Annotated in this window: 12 protein-coding genes; 11 read left to right on the top strand and 1 reads right to left on the bottom strand. The window is 65.0% G+C overall.

Going from position 1 to position 14,105, the window contains the following annotated elements:
* Window positions 1-112: 112 nt before the first annotated feature.
* The 8 genes from AAFP30_RS00930 to AAFP30_RS00895 all read left to right on the top strand — a co-directional run bounded on the left by AAFP30_RS00930 (window position 113) and on the right by AAFP30_RS00895 (window position 9,835).
* Complete coding sequence (locus AAFP30_RS00930; protein ID WP_419227952.1) at window positions 113-1,750, top strand: methane monooxygenase; 1,638 nt, start codon at window positions 113-115, stop codon at window positions 1,748-1,750.
* 88 nt (window positions 1,751-1,838) lie between these two features.
* Window positions 1,839-2,885: a 2Fe-2S iron-sulfur cluster-binding protein gene (locus tag AAFP30_RS00925; RefSeq protein WP_419227951.1), complete on the top strand. Its 1,047-nt coding sequence runs from the start codon at window positions 1,839-1,841 to the stop codon at window positions 2,883-2,885.
* Window positions 2,886-2,935: 50 nt separating this feature from the next.
* Window positions 2,936-4,042, top strand: coding sequence for an aromatic/alkene monooxygenase hydroxylase subunit beta (locus tag AAFP30_RS00920; protein WP_419227950.1), 1,107 nt, complete (start codon window positions 2,936-2,938; stop codon window positions 4,040-4,042).
* Between the two features lie 5 nt (window positions 4,043-4,047).
* Window positions 4,048-4,386: a propane 2-monooxygenase effector subunit MimD gene (gene mimD, locus AAFP30_RS00915; protein ID WP_419228625.1), complete on the top strand. Its 339-nt coding sequence runs from the start codon at window positions 4,048-4,050 to the stop codon at window positions 4,384-4,386.
* Window positions 4,387-4,492: 106 nt separating this feature from the next.
* Window positions 4,493-5,539 carry an amidohydrolase family protein gene (locus tag AAFP30_RS00910; RefSeq protein ID WP_419227949.1) on the top strand — a complete coding sequence of 349 codons (1,047 nt, stop codon included), beginning with the start codon at window positions 4,493-4,495 and terminating at the stop codon, window positions 5,537-5,539.
* Complete coding sequence (locus AAFP30_RS00905) at window positions 5,536-6,159, top strand: metal-sulfur cluster biosynthetic enzyme (protein ID WP_419227948.1); 624 nt, start codon at window positions 5,536-5,538, stop codon at window positions 6,157-6,159. Before AAFP30_RS00910 ends, AAFP30_RS00905 begins: the two co-directional genes overlap by 4 nt.
* A gap of 72 nt (window positions 6,160-6,231) precedes the next feature.
* Complete coding sequence (groL, locus tag AAFP30_RS00900) at window positions 6,232-7,884, top strand: chaperonin GroEL (protein ID WP_419227947.1); 1,653 nt, start codon at window positions 6,232-6,234, stop codon at window positions 7,882-7,884.
* A 172-nt stretch (window positions 7,885-8,056) separates the two neighbouring features.
* A complete protein-coding gene (locus AAFP30_RS00895) occupies window positions 8,057-9,835 on the top strand; it encodes a sigma-54-dependent Fis family transcriptional regulator (protein ID WP_419227946.1) in 1,779 nt (592 codons plus the stop codon).
* A 10-nt stretch (window positions 9,836-9,845) separates the two neighbouring features.
* Here the strand turns inward: AAFP30_RS00895 and AAFP30_RS00890 are convergent, their stop codons facing one another.
* Window positions 9,846-10,514: a DUF6891 domain-containing protein gene (locus AAFP30_RS00890; protein WP_419227945.1), complete on the bottom strand. Its 669-nt coding sequence runs from the start codon at window positions 10,512-10,514 to the stop codon at window positions 9,846-9,848.
* A gap of 202 nt (window positions 10,515-10,716) precedes the next feature.
* Here AAFP30_RS00890 and AAFP30_RS00885 point away from each other — a divergent pair, with 202 nt between their 5' ends.
* From AAFP30_RS00885 to AAFP30_RS00875, 3 genes are all read left to right on the top strand, one after another.
* Window positions 10,717-11,694: an alpha/beta hydrolase fold domain-containing protein gene (locus AAFP30_RS00885; protein WP_419227944.1), complete on the top strand. Its 978-nt coding sequence runs from the start codon at window positions 10,717-10,719 to the stop codon at window positions 11,692-11,694.
* 23 nt (window positions 11,695-11,717) lie between these two features.
* Window positions 11,718-12,923, top strand: coding sequence for a serine hydrolase domain-containing protein (locus tag AAFP30_RS00880; protein ID WP_419227943.1), 1,206 nt, complete (start codon window positions 11,718-11,720; stop codon window positions 12,921-12,923).
* A gap of 124 nt (window positions 12,924-13,047) precedes the next feature.
* Entirely contained in the window at window positions 13,048-14,070 is a 1,023-nt protein-coding gene (locus tag AAFP30_RS00875; protein ID WP_419227942.1) for a helix-turn-helix domain-containing protein, read from the top strand.
* Window positions 14,071-14,105: the final 35 nt, after the last annotated feature.

Here is a 14,105-nt window from a genome sequence, read left to right as displayed (position 1 = left end):
TCTCTGCAGTCTCACAGTGAGACGGGTGTGTCCGGCATCACACGGTTGTATCAAAGGCGCTCCAGCCCAGCAGGCCGGCATCTCGTCGGCCTTCTATCAGAGGAGGCGCACATTGAGCAGGCAGAGCTTGACCAAAGCCCATGCGAAGATCACCGAACTGTCCTGGGAGCCCACCTTCGCTACCCCGGCGACACGATTCGGCACCGATTACACGTTTGAGAAGGCCCCGAAGAAGGATCCGCTCAAGCAGATCATGCGGTCCTACTTCCCCATGGAGGAGGAGAAAGACAACCGCGTGTTCGGCGCCATGGACGGCGCCATCCGCGGCAACATGTTCCGCCAGGTGCAGGAGCGCTGGCTGGAATGGCAGAAACTCTTCCTGTCGATCATCCCGTTCCCGGAGATCTCGGCGGCCCGGGCGATGCCGATGGCCATCGACGCCGTCCCCAACCCGGAAATCCACAACGGTCTCGCGGTACAGATGATCGACGAGGTTCGTCACTCGACGATTCAGATGAACCTCAAGAAGCTGTACATGAACAACTACATCGACCCCGCCGGGTTCGACATCACCGAGAAGGCATTCGCCAACAACTACGCCGGCACCATCGGCCGGCAGTTCGGCGAGGGCTTCATCACCGGTGACGCAATCACCGCCGCCAACATCTATCTCACGGTGGTCGCGGAGACCGCGTTCACCAACACCCTGTTCGTCGCCATGCCCGACGAAGCGGCCGCCAACGGCGACTACCTGCTGCCCACGGTGTTCCACTCGGTCCAGTCCGACGAGTCGCGACACATCTCCAACGGCTACTCCATCCTGCTGATGGCGCTCGCCGACGAACGCAATCGTCCGCTGCTGGAACGCGATCTGCGGTACGCATGGTGGAACAACCACTGCGTCGTCGACGCCGCGATCGGTACCTTCATCGAGTACGGCACCAAGGATCGCCGCAAGGACCGGGAAAGCTACGCCGAGATGTGGCGTCGTTGGATCTACGACGACTACTACCGCAGTTACCTTCTGCCACTGGAGAAGTACGGCCTGGTGATCCCGCACGACCTCGTCGAGGAAGCGTGGAACCGCATCACCAACAAGTTCTATGTGCATGAGGTCGCGCGCTTCTTCGCCACCGGCTGGCCGGTCAACTACTGGCGCATCGACCCGATGACCGACAAGGACTTCGAATGGTTCGAGGAGAAGTACCCCGGCTGGTACAACAAGTTCGGTAAGTGGTGGGAGAACTACAACCGCCTCAAGTACCCGGGCAAGAACAAGCCGATCGCGTTCGAGGACGTCGACTACGAGTACCCGCACCGCTGCTGGACCTGCATGGTGCCCGCCCTCATCCGTGAGGACATGGTGGTCGACAAGGTCGACGGCCAGTGGCGCACCTACTGCTCGGAGACCTGCGCCTGGACCGACAAGGTGGCCTTCCGCCCCGAGTACGGGGGTCGCGAGACCCCGAACATGGGACGGCTCACCGGGTTCCGTGAATGGGAGACGTTGCACCACGGAGGCGATCTCGCCGACATCATCACCAACCTCGGCTATGTCCGCGATGACGGCAAGACCCTGATCCCGCAACCGCATCTGAATCTCGATCCAGACAAGATGTGGACCCTCGACGACGTCCGCGGCATCCAGTTCGGCAGTCCCAACATTGCGCTGAACGAGATGTCCGACGAGGAGCGCGAGGCGCACGTCGCGGCGTACAAGGCGAACAAGAACGGGGCCGTCACGGTCTGAGTTCTGCCCGCTCATCGCCTTCGGCGAACTCCTCACCGCCGGTCATTCGGCCGGCGGTGAGGAATCGCACAGCCCAAAGGAGATCACCTTGGCCGAGAGCCATCACATCAGCTTCGAACCCGTCGACATCGAGATCGAGGTGTCCGAGGACGAGACCATCCTCGACGCCGCGTTTCGGCAGGGCATCCACCTCATGCACGGATGCCGGGAAGGTCGGTGTTCGGCCTGCAAGTCGTACATGCTCGACGGCGACGTGCAGATGGACGACTATTCGACCTTCGCGTGCAACGACTCTGAGGAGGCAGAGGGATACGTCCTGCTGTGCCGCACGTACGCCTACAGCGACTGCGAGATCGAACTCCTCAACTTCGACGAGGACGAATTGCTCGGTGGCGCACCGATTCAGGACGTCCGAACCAAGGTGGCCTCCATCGAGTCGATGACCCGGGACATCGTGTCGCTCAAGCTCGACGTCGTCGAACCGGAGACGGTCGAGTTCAAATCGGGTCAGTACCTCGACATCTTTGCACCGGGGACCGAGGAGAAGCGGTCGTTCTCCATCGCCACCACGCAGTCCACCCCCGACAAGCTCGAGTTCCTCATCAAGAAGTACCCCGGCGGACTCTTCGCCGGGCTGCTGGACAACGAGCTCAAGCCCGGCGACGAGATCATGGTCAACGGACCGTACGGGTCGTGCACCCTGCGGAGCGGGCACGTGCTGCCGATCGTGTGCATCGGCGGTGGAGCCGGCATGGCCCCACTGCTCTCACTGTTGCGGCACATCAGCGAGACACCCGATCTCAACCGTGCGGTGCGCTTCTACTACGGTGCGCGCACCGCGTCGGATCTGTTCTACCTCAACGAGATCGCCTCGCTCGGCGAGAAGATCCCCGATTTCTCCTTCACCGCGTGTCTGTCCGAGTCGAGCGACGACGCACCTGACGGGGTCACCGTGGTGGAGGGGAACGTCACCGACATCGTCAACACCAACGAACCCGACCTGTCCCGAACGGAGGTGTATTTCTGCGGTCCGCCGCCGATGGTCGACGCGGCACTCGCGCTCGCCGAACAGCATTCGGTCCCCCGCGACCAGATCTTCTACGACAAGTTCACCAGCCCGGCTTTCGATAAGTGAGCGACCGCAACGTCGCGCACTGATCGGCCTGAACGACAGGAACGAAAGGTATGTCCGCACCTACCGAACACCGGGAGCGCAGTTTCCCGTCCATCGAATTCACTGACGCCGAGGCCGGCGCCAAGGTCTTCCCGAGCAGCCGCAGCCGCAAGTACAACTACTATCAGCCGGCCAAGAAGCGCGCGACGATGTACGAGGATGTCACCGTCGACGTGCAGCCCGACCCGGAGCGCCACCTCACCCAGGGCTGGATCTACGGTTTCGGCGACGGCCCCGGCGGCTACCCACAGGAATGGACCGCAGCGAAGTCGAGCAACTGGCACGCCTTCCTCGATCCGAACGAGGAGTGGGAGCAGACCATCTACCGCAACAACTCGGCGGTGGTGCATCAAGTCGATCTGTGTCTGCAGAACGCCAAGCGCGCACGGGCCTACGATTCGTGGAATGCCGCGTGGCTCAAGTTCATCGAGCGTAATCTCGGCGCCTGGATGCATGCCGAGACCGGCATGGCACTGCATGTGTTCACCTCGATTCAGCGGTCCGCACCGACGAACATGATCAACAATGCGGTCGCGGTCACGGCAGCCCACAAGATGCGGTTCGCCCAGGACCTCGCACTGTTCAACCTCGACCTGTCCGAGGCCGAAGAAGCCTTCGACGGTTCGGCACACAAGGAGGTCTGGCAGTCGGCACCGGAGTGGCAGCCGACCCGCGAGGTGCTGGAGAACATCACCGCGATCGGTGACTGGGCCAAGCTGCTGTTCGTCACGAACATCGTCTTCGAACAGCTCGTCGGTTCGCTGTTCCGCAGTGAGTTGATTATGCAGGTGGCCGCCCGCAACGGGGACTACATCACCCCGACGATCGTCGGCACCGGCGAGAACGACTACGACCGCGACCTCAAGTACACCGTGGCGCTGTTCCAGATGCTTTCGCGCGACGAGAAGTTCGGTGTCGACAACCGGAAGCTGTTCGCGGACTGGATGTCCGAGTGGGTGCCGAAGTGTCTGGACGCCGCGCGCGGACTGCAGCCGATCTGGTCGCAACCGACCGACAAGTCGGTCACCTTCGAAACCAGCCTATCGGCCGCAAAGACGAAGTTCAGTGACGTCCTGGCCGCCATCGAAGTCGATATCCCTGAGGAGTTGAACAAGTGAGCACCATGCAGTTCGGGGCCGAAACCGAGTTCTCCAACATGTGCGGGGTGACCCTGATGAACACCCCGATCGGCCGCGTCGTCGCCGATGTCATGGGCGCCAAAGACGGTGTGGAACTGACCGAATACCCGTCGATGATCCGTGTCGACGGAGTCAACCGACTCATCTTCGACTACGACGAACTGACCGACGCACTCGGGCAGGACTTCGACGGATCGATCTTCGAGGAGATCAGCTCCACCCACTACGGCCGGATGGTGCATCTCGACGATCAGACCATCCTGTTCGCCAGCCCCGAGGACGCCGCCGAGTTCATCGGCTTCGACCTCACTGCGTCGAGCTAGCCGGCGCCGGCCGCACCGACTCCGCGCCGCCGGGGGCTCCCCCGATCCTCCCCCGGCGGCGCGGGTACCACCGCTCCACAGCCCCCAAAGAGAGAGCGAGTCAACAATGTACGAGAAAGACGGCGAGAAGTACTTCATCGTCGACGCCCATGTGCACCTCTGGGATGCCCGGCAGGCCAATCTGCGCAACATCCACGGCAAGCAGTTCATCGACTGCTTCTACGACTATCACCGCAACCTGTCCCCCGAAGAAGAAGTGTGGGACTACGACACCTACACCTACTACGGCGGCGAACGGTTGATGCGTGACCTGTTCACCGACGGCCCGGCCGATCACGCCATCTTCCAGGCCACCATCCTGCGCGACTTCTACGTCAACGGCTTTGCCCAGGTGGATGATTCGCTGGAGCTGTGCCGGCAGAACCCGGACAAGCTGACCTACAACCACGCCTACGATCCGCGCGACGGCGAACCGGGACTGGCGCAGCTGCGCGAGGATGCAGAGAAGATGAACCTGCGCGGGGTGAAGCTCTACACCGCCGAATGGCACGGCGAGTCCCGCGGCTACAAACTCGATGACCCCTGGTCACGCCGCTACCTCGAGGAATGTATCAACCTGGGCATCAAGAACGTTCACGTGCACAAGGGCCCGACGATCCGCCCGCTCGACCGGGATGCCTTCGACGTCGCCGATGTGGACAAGGTGGCGACCGACTACACCGAGCTCAACTTCATCGTCGAGCACTGTGGTCTACCGCGCCTGGAGGACTTCTGCTGGATCGCCACCCAGGAGTCCAACGTCTATGGCGGTCTGGCCGTGGCCATTCCGTTCATCCACACGCGCCCACGGTACTTCGCGCAGATCATCGGTGAGCTGCTGTACTGGCTCGGCGAGGACAAGATCGTTTTCGCCAGCGATTACGCACTGTGGACCCCGCAGTGGTTGGTGGAACGCTTCGTCGACTTCCAGATCCCCGAGGACATGACGGAGTACGCACCGATCACCGTCGAGCAGAAGAAGAAGATCCTCGGTCTGAACGCGGCCGCCCTCTATCCGCACATCGAGGTCCCGGAGGAGTTGCGCATCCCGACCGACGCGGCAGATCCCGGCGCGGAAGTGGCTGCAGGCGCCCAAGAAGCAGTCAACGCATGACCGCCCTCGTCGATGTCAGCCACCGACCGTCGCTGCGCAGCGCCGTCGACGACGCCCTTTCGGGTGCGCTCGACCCCGTCCTAACCGAACCGACCACCGACACCGGGCTGCTGGCGTCGGTCTCGGTGGTAGGTGAATCGGTGAGTGTGGTTCTGCAACTGTCGGAATCGGTTGCCTCAGCGGCGATGGCATTCGTGCTCGCTGCGGACGTCGCCGATGCGCTCTACCAGGTGGCCGACATCGGCGAGGTCTGTGTGCAGGTGTCCGATCATCCGAATGCCGCGCGCATCAATGCCGGACTCTCGTCGACGGCGTTCTACCTTGAGGAGTCGGACGACGACACCGAACGGGTCGACGAGGTGCGAGCGGCGTTCGATCGTCGAGCTCATGACGCGGCCGTGCGCCGCTGCCTCGATGCGCTGATCCGCGATGGGCGCATCCCGATCGGTCAGAGCGACCACGTTCTGTTGCGGGACCTACCGCGAGACGCCCTGCGCAGCACGCTGATGCGACGCCGGGCGAACCTCGGCCTGAGCCTGTGCCCCAACAGCCGTGTGCTCGTCGACCACACCGGCGCCTACCTCCCCGATCCTGGACGGAGGGCGCCCCTCGCCTCTTGACCAGGCTCCTCGCCGAAACGACTGTCCCCCAACCCATCAATCCCACAACAAACTGAGAGAAGGTGCACGATCATGGCCAAAGAGTTGCGCTACAACGCCGAAGCGCGGCTGCGGCTGGAGCGAGGAGTCAACGCCCTCGCCGACGCCGTCAAGGTGACGCTCGGCCCGAAAGGTCGAAATGCGGTGCTGGAGAAGCTGACCGGTCCACCAACGATCACCAATGACGGTGTCACCATCGCGCGCGAGATCCAACTCAGGGATCCGTTCGCAAACATGGGCGCACAGTTGGTCAAGGAAGTCGCGATGAAAACCAACGGTGTCGTCGGTGACGGCACCACCACCGCGACGGTGCTGGCACAGGCGATGGTGCGCGAAGGGCTGCGCGCAGTCGATCAGGGTGCCAACCCGATGCGGGTCCGGCGCGGGATCGAACGCGCAGTGGGAGCCGTGTTGAGCGTGCTCGACGAGCAGGCGGTCCAGATCGGCGGACGGGATGACCTGGCACGGATCGCCAGCCTCGCGGCCAGTGACGACGAGGTCATCGGTGAGGTCATCGCGACGGCCGTCGAGCACGTCGGCCGCACCGGGGTGATCACCACCGAGGAGAGCGACACCATCGGCCTGACGGTCGACATCGTCGACGGCATCGAGTTCGACCACGGTTACACCTCGGGCTACATGGTGACCGATCCGGAGCGGATGGAGGCCGTCCTCGACAACCCGGTCGTGTTGCTGACCAACAAGAAGATCACCTCGGTCCAGGAGATCATGCCGGCCATCGAATCCGCCAAACGCGCCGATCGGCCGCTGCTGGTGCTCGCCGAGGAGGTCGACGGGCCCGCGCTGCAGCTGCTCGTGGGCGGCAACATGCACAAGACGATGCAGTCGGTCGTGGTCCGCGCCCCCGGCTTCGGTCATCGTCGCGTCGCCGAACTCGAGGACCTCGCAATCGCTCTCGGTGGCCGCGTCATCGCCAAGGACACCGGGGTCGAACTCTCCGAGGTGTCGATCGATTATCTCGGCACCTGCGACCGGGTGACGGTCACCGAGAATTCCACCACGATGGTCGGGGCGGCGGGTGAGCAGAAGCTGGTCGACGCCCGGGTCGCCCAATTGGAGGCGCAACTGCAGCGCGCCCGCATCGATGCCGACCGCGACACCCTCGAACTGCGGATCGCGCGACTGACTGGTCGTGTCGCGGTCATCCGGGTCGGTGGCGTGACCAGCGTCGAACTCAAGGAGCGCATGCTGCGCGTGGAGGATGCACTGTCTGCGACCCGGGCTGCGGTCGAGGCCGGCATCGTCTCCGGCGGCGGCACCGCACTCGCCCAGGCGCACCGCGTACTCGACGCGCTCGGTGATGTGGCCGGTGACGAGGGCGTCGGTATCGGGGTCGTACGCCGGTCGCTCGCCGAGCCGCTGCGCTGGATCGCGACGAACGCCGGATTCGACGGCGACGAGGTCGTCAATGTCGTCAGTGGGCTGCCGCTCGGGCACGGGTTCAACGCCCTGTCCGGCGAGTACGGCGACATGTTCGACGAGGGCGTGATCGATCCGTGCAAGGTGACGAAGGCCGCGCTGGAGAGCGCCGCTTCCATTGCGGCACTGCTCATCACGACCGAGACCGCGATCGTCGAGGAAGTGCTGACGAATCCCGGTGCGATCGTCGCTCCCGGCTTCGGCGACTTGGCGGAAGGAATGGTTCGCCCGTCTAACATTTACTGACGAACCCCTCTCAAGCTGGGCCGGCCGTGATCCGAACAGCAATGTTCGCGGCGTTGATCGCGGCCGGCCCTCCCCCTCGACACACATCGCCGAATCCGTCCGAACCGCCCCGCCGGATTCGGTTACACTGTTACTGATGTGAGATCCACATCACAGAGGAGTTCATCGTTCTGTGAGATCGCAGCCCAGCTCTCAGACCCCCTCGCCCACACCGATCGCCATCGCCCGAGAACGCTTCTTGACCGGCGACAGCATCGACTCCGGTGTGCGCGAGAACATTTCGACGTCCTGGAGACGCTCACGCGACTTCAATGTGCACGCCGACCGGCTCGAGTTGCCGTTCATACGTGAACCCAACCTCGAGAGTCCGCTCATCGCCGCGGCGCGACCGGTCATCCATCAACTCGCCGACGACCTGTCGGCCGAACCCGTCAGCATCATCCTCACCTCATCCGACGGCGTCGTGCTCTCCCGCGCGACCGCGAGCCACGCACTCGAGGATCGACTCGACGACGTCCGGCTCGCCCCCGGCTTCAGCTACAGCGAGGAGTACGCCGGCACCAACGGCATCGGCACCGCGCTCGAAACCCGGCAGCCGACACTGGTCCGTGGTTCCGAGCACTACGCAGGCTGCTTCGCGTCACTTTCCTGCGCCGGCGTGCCGATCGTGCATCCGGTGTCCGGCTCGATGGTCGGCGCCCTCGACCTCACCGGCTGGGTCGGTGACAGCGGCCCGCTGTTGTTGTCCCTGGCCAAGTCCGCCACCGCCCAGATCGAGCAACGCATGCTGTCGCAGGCGAGCGAGCGGGAGTCCCGACTCCTCAACGCCTACCTGTCGACCTGCCGACGGGCACCGCAGATGATGGTGCTCGCCCTCGCCGGGGACGTCGTGCTGATGAACCAGCGACTCCGACTGGCCGTCGATCCGCAGGATCAGGTGGCCCTGCTCGAACACGCCGTCGACCAGACGATGGATGGATCGTCGACGCGGCGGGTCAGCACATTGCCCAGCGGCCACGTGGTGCGCCTGTCCCCGGTGAGCGAGTATTGGGACGACAAGGCCGGGATGGCGGTCTTCTTCGTGCATCTGCTGCACGCCGAGAAGCCTGCGCCCACGCCCGCCGATTCGCGCCTCCAGAACGCCTCGCTGCCGGGCGTCGTCGGCCGCAGCTCGTCGTGGCGGCAATGCTGCGACCGCGTGGTGCGCTACACCGAGGCCGGTCAGTGGATCGCGTTGTCCGGGGAAAGCGGGTGCGGCCGGTCATCGCTGCTGCGGGCCGCCGCCCAGCATGCCCGCGGATCGACCCGGGTGTTCTCCGCGCGCGACTTCGAACGCCACGAGGAGACGATGGACGCGTTGGCCGGTGAGCTCGACCGCGAGGACTTCAGCATCATCCTCAAGGACGTCGACCAGTTCGACGAAGCGATCCAGACCGAGGTGGCCGGTCTGCTGCAGGGACTCGAGGACTCCGGCTGGGTGGGCATGACCATCTCCGACGGCAATCCCGACACCGCGTCGGGAGCCATCCTGCTGCCGTTCTTCACCCACACCGTGCCGATACCTCCGCTGCGGCATCGCATCGAAGACCTGCACGATCTGATCCCGACACTGCTGCGGCAGCTGACGCGCGGCCGCGAACTGGCGGTGAGCGCGGAGGCAATGCGTCATCTGAGCAAGTACAGCTGGCCGGGCAACGTCGCCGAACTGCGGCAGATCCTGCGGGAGGTGGTGATGCATCAACGGTCCGGCATCATCGACGTCCATCAGCTCCCGCCGGCGTGCCGATCACTGAGTCGCCACACGCTGACGCGGATCGAGGCACTTGAACGCGACGCCATCGTACGCAGCCTGGAGGAGAACGGGAACAGCAAGGCCGCCGCGGCACAAGCGCTCGGCATCTCGCGCGCCACGATCTACCGCAAGATCAAGGAGTTCGGGATTCACCTGTGAGGGGCCTACGTCAGCTGGCGATGCTCTGCGGCAACGTTTTTCGCCACGCGGTGATCCGTACCGCGATGCGGTCGCGCCGCGAACCGGACCAGGTGACGTCGAGCCCGTGGCGGCGCAGCACGTCCACGATCTGTGTCGCGACGAGAGTCTCGGTGCGTTCGTGCACCTCACGTTCGGCGGCGATGTCACCGTCGGACATGGCGTCGAGCAGCGTCACCGGCAGATTCGGGTGCGGCCGAAAAGCGCTGTAGCCGAGGTAGAGCATCGGCTCGTCGTCGGCGAGTCCCTCGGCGTCCTGTTCGTGGAAGTAGACATAGGCCCACTCGCGGTAGCCGTACCAGTCGTCGGTCGCCGGATTCGGGGTCCGCTCGTCGTCGATGTCGTGGGTGGCGCAGGTTGCGCAACAGGCGAAGTTCATGCGGGACAGCACCCCAGCCGCGTCGAGCTCATCGAACGCCGCCTGCAGGCGGCCGTAATCACCGCTGTCGGTCCAGAGCCGGGATTCGGCATCGCGCTCGGCCCACAGTCGTCGGGCCTCGGCGACGGCCTGGTCCGCCGGCGCGCCGGTGTCCTCGGCCCAGTCTCGGACATCGGATTCGACGTCGGGCAGCCCGACGAAACCAGGAATCACGCGCGCCCACACCAGCTGGCGCAGTTCAATCATTAGCTGTTCGGACATCGGTCCCCCTCTGTTCGGTCGACTCCGTCGTCGGCTGATTGCCTATTGGACGTGCGGGGTCGGCATCCGGTTCCGGAACAGACCGAAGTTCAGACGTTCGGACGACACGTCACGGACCCCGCCAACTGGCGGCCACCGGCCCGCTGTTTTGCATCACGTCGGCGGTTCCGATCTGGTCACCGGCATTCCTAGACTGTGGCCTGTGACACAGTCCGAGCAGTCGCCGAGCACCGGCCCGCGGTTCGATCCGGAACTCCGGGCCAGCCTCGCGGTCGTCGGTGGCACGTTTCCGCCCACGGTCACACCGGACCTGATCGGCTTCATGCGGAAGTCCTACGCCTCGCGCCCACTCGACGAGACGATGCGCGGCCGTGCGGTGTCGCATCGGGAAGTGACCATCGAAGGCCACCACCAGGATCCGATCGTCTTGTCTCTGTTCTCCCCTCTCCGCGCGACGTCACGACGACCCGCGATCGTCTACGCCCACTCCGGCGGCCTCATGTTCGGGGATCGGTTCAATGCGCTCGACGCGACACTGGACTGGGTCGAGCGCCTCGGCGCGATCCTGATCTGCACCGAGTACCGGCTCGCACCCGAATTCGCCGACCCGTATGCCCGGGAGGACATGTACGCCACCCTCGAGTGGGTCGCCCGCCACGCCGACGACCTCGGCATCGACCGGCGACGGCTACTCGTCGCGGGCGCGAGTTCGGGCGGCGGCCTCGCAGCCGGACTGGCCTTGGCCGCGCGCGATCGCGACGGTCCGGCGATCCGCGGGCAACTGTTGTCCTATCCGATGCTCGACGACCGCGGCATCGCACCATCCACCCGACAATTCGACGGGGTCGGGGTCTGGGACCGGGTCTCCAACGAAACCGGCTGGCGCGCATACCTTCGCGACGCATACCGCAGTGCTGAGGTGTCGCCCTACGCCGTCCCTGCCCGGGCCGAGGATCTGCACGGGCTGCCGCCGGCCTTCGTCGACGTCGGCGATTGCGAGATCTTCCGTGACGAGGCGGTGACCTACGCCAACCGATTGTGGTCGGCGGGAGTCAACGCGGAACTGCACGTCTGGCCGGGCGCCTTCCACGCCTGCGACATCTTCGCCCCACACACCGCCATGGCGAAAGCCATGCTGCGCGCCCGCTTTTCGTGGGTGCAGCGGATGCTTGCCGACTGACCCACAGAAGGAAAGGAAACACTATGAGTGCACCCATCATCGATCCGAAGAAGGTCGGCGCCGCCGCGGAGGCGGTGATCCGCGGGGCGTCGGAGAACTCGGTCCGTGTGCCGGGTGTCGTGGCCGGAGTGACCACCGACCGCGAGACCATCGTGCTCGAATCGTCGGGGGCGCGCGACCTCGATACCGACACGCCGATGACCACCGACACGGTGCTCGCGATCTTCTCCACCACCAAGGCGATCACCGGTACCACGGCACTGCAACTCGTCGAGCGCGGCGAACTCGACCTCGATACCCCGGCCCGCGAGTATGAACCCCGACTCGGGGAGGTCGCGGTGATCGACGGCTTCGATACCGACGGGCAGCCACGTCTACGAGCACCGAAGTCAGATATCACGACACGCCAACTCCTCACCCACACTGCAGGTTTCGGCTACGACTTCTTCAACGAGACCTATAACCAGTTGGCCACCGACCATGGCCAGCCGAGCATCGTCACCTCCTCGATGGCCTCGCTCAAGACGCCACTGCTGTTTGACCCGGGCACCGCGTGGGAGTACGGCACCAACCTCGACTGGGCCGGCCTGGTGGTCGAGGCGATCACCGGCCGCCGGCTCGGTGACGTGATGCAGGAGAACGTCCTCGGTCCGCTCGGTATGGCCGACACCGCGTTCAACCGCACCGACGACATGCGCGACCGCACCGCGACCATGCACCACCGCAACGCCGACGACTCGCTGACCGCCGACCACGAGTTCGCCCTGCCCGACGACCCCGAGGTGCACATGGGTGGCCACGGTTTGTACTCGACCGTCGGCGACTACCTGACGTTCATCCGCATGTGGCTCAACGACGGGCGGTCCGATGCCGGCGAGCAGATCCTGCGTCCCGAGACGGTCGCCGACGCCGAGCGTAACCATCTGGGCGACCTCAAGGTGAAGATGCTGCCCGGGGTCATCCCCACGCTGTCCAACGACGCCGAGTTCTTCCCCGGCATGCCCAAGTCGTGGGCGTTGAGCTTCATGATCAACGACGAGGACGCCCCCACGGGCCGACCGGCCGGCTCGCTGGCGTGGGCGGGGCTGGCGAACCTCTACTACTGGATCGACCGGCGAAACAAGATCGGCGGCTACTGGGCGACGCAGATCTTCCCGTTCGCCGATCCCACGTCGGTCGGCGGGTACCTCGACTTCGAGACCGCTGTGTACCGCGCACTCGGCGCCTGACGCTACAACCTTGTTCCAGTAACTATCGGGGGTTCCTCGTCGCCGGGCCCGTCTCACCCTCGGGACCCGGCGACGCGGCGTAGGGTCACCACATCACCATCGTCGGAGATTCATAGGAGACGTTGTGCAGGAACTCCTCGGTCGGATCGCCGCCCTCGATCCGACGGCGAGTCTGGGCCTCCGGGTGATCGCCTGCTTCGACGAACTCGTGGTCGGACAGGTGAACATCCACGGCCTCCTGGCCACCGCCGCCGCATTGGCCGGCGCTCCCGCCGGATGCTCCTTCGGACCTCGGGTATCGCCCCTCGGCGAAACCCTCACCGGCGCACCGCCGACCGACCGGCACACCCATGACGTCGACGCCGACTCCCAGGTGTGGATCGAACGAGACGGACCTGAAGAGGCCAACGACGCGATCATCCTGGAGCGGCTGGCCCTGGCGGTCGGCATCCGTCGGTCGGGTGCCTCTCCGGACAGCGCCCGACGCGATCTGCCTACTCTCCTCGACCGTGAGCGATCGGTCGACGAACGACGCGAGGCGGCGGCCCGACTCGGACTGCCGACCGGGCGCTATCGTGCGATCGCGATGCCCCTGTTCGCCGAATGGGACACGCATCCGGCGTGGACCAGCGATGTGTTGCCCACTTCTCTTGGCACCATCCACGCGATGATCGCCCCCGCCGCGGTGACCGCCGACGAGGTACCTGCGACGCCCTGCGGGCTCGGGGTCGGCGCGACGATCGACGACCTCGCCACCTCCTTCCGCACCGCGCTCATCGCATTGCAGCTGTGCGAACGTCCTTCGAGTTCCGTGGTCGACGCCGAACTCTACGGCGGCCTCGTCCACATGCTGGCGGACACTCCGTCGACATCGGCCAACCCCGACGTCGATCACCTCGATACGCTCCTCGAAGGACACTCCTGGGCCCGGGATACGATCGCGTCGCTGATCGACGCCCCCAGTGCCCGACAGGCCGCCCGAGCCCTCGACATCCACCACTCGACCATGCAGTCGCGCATAGAAACCCTTTCGGCCGGACTGGGATTCGATCCGTTCGATGGTCTCGGCAGGGCCCGACTGGGTGTCGCGTACCTCGCGTGGCGAATGCGCCATTCCCGTGCGCTGGAGTTGCCGCCGCCACAGTGATCCGAAAGACCGTCGACGTCGACTGGCGCGGGTAA

It is taken from the genome of Gordonia sp. CPCC 205515 (genome assembly GCF_048537925.1).
In the GTDB taxonomy this organism is placed as follows: Bacteria; Actinomycetota; Actinomycetes; order Mycobacteriales; family Mycobacteriaceae; genus Gordonia.
The sequence above is the reverse complement of the archived record's forward strand: the minus strand, read 5'-3'. Positions and strand labels throughout refer to the sequence as shown.

What these genes read in the sequence shown, in the direction of transcription:
- AAFP30_RS00920 (WP_419227950.1), top strand. Translation starts at nt 2,936, where the DNA reads ATGTCCGCACCTACCGAACACCGGGAGCGCAGTTTCCCGTCCATCGAA.
- AAFP30_RS00890 (WP_419227945.1), bottom strand. Translation starts at nt 10,514, where the DNA reads ATGTCCGAACAGCTAATGATTGAACTGCGCCAGCTGGTGTGGGCGCGC.
- AAFP30_RS00880 (WP_419227943.1), top strand. Translation starts at nt 11,718, where the DNA reads ATGAGTGCACCCATCATCGATCCGAAGAAGGTCGGCGCCGCCGCGGAG.
- mimD (WP_419228625.1), top strand. Translation starts at nt 4,048, where the DNA reads ATGCAGTTCGGGGCCGAAACCGAGTTCTCCAACATGTGCGGGGTGACC.
- groL (WP_419227947.1), top strand. Translation starts at nt 6,232, where the DNA reads ATGGCCAAAGAGTTGCGCTACAACGCCGAAGCGCGGCTGCGGCTGGAG.
- AAFP30_RS00910 (WP_419227949.1), top strand. Translation starts at nt 4,493, where the DNA reads ATGTACGAGAAAGACGGCGAGAAGTACTTCATCGTCGACGCCCATGTG.
- AAFP30_RS00905 (WP_419227948.1), top strand. Translation starts at nt 5,536, where the DNA reads ATGACCGCCCTCGTCGATGTCAGCCACCGACCGTCGCTGCGCAGCGCC.